The following is a 557-nucleotide window of genomic DNA, read 5'->3' as shown; positions in this document are numbered from 1 at the left end:
TTCTCCATTCTCTGGTGCCTCGACAGGTTCAGGTGGTGAGATTCGTGATGAAGGTGCTACAGGTAAAGGCGCAAAACCTAAAGCTGGTCTGACAGGTTTTACGGTATCGAACCTAAGAATTCCTGGTTTCGAACAGCCATGGGAAACAGATTTTGGCAAGCCTGACCGAATGACTTCTGCCTATAACATCATGCTTGACGGTCCTCTAGGTGGTGCTGCCTTCAATAATGAGTTTGGTCGACCGAACTTGTGTGGCTACTTTAGAACCTTTGAAGAAGAAGTTGCTGGCCCGAATGGTCAGGAAATCAAGGGTTACCACAAGCCTATTATGATTGCTGGTGGTATGGGAAATATTAAAGAGTCCCATGTACTGAAAGGTGACATCGATGTTGGTGCAAAGCTAATTGTATTGGGTGGCCCGGCCATGCTGATCGGCCTTGGCGGCGGTGCAGCCTCTTCGATGGATTCAGGTGCTAGTCATGAGGACTTGGATTTTGCTTCTGTACAGCGTGAAAACCCTGAAATGGAACGTCGTTGCCAGGAGGTTATAGACCGCT

At 48.3% G+C, this 557-nt stretch carries 1 pseudogene; it reads left to right on the top strand.

Going from position 1 to position 557, the window contains the following annotated elements:
- A pseudogene (locus tag A3766_RS10000) lies at positions 1-557 on the top strand (phosphoribosylformylglycinamidine synthase); the annotation flags it as partial.

Source organism: Oleiphilus sp. HI0132 (assembly GCF_001635845.1).
Note: the sequence above shows the minus strand (reverse complement) of the source record. Positions and strands in the feature narration are given on the sequence as shown.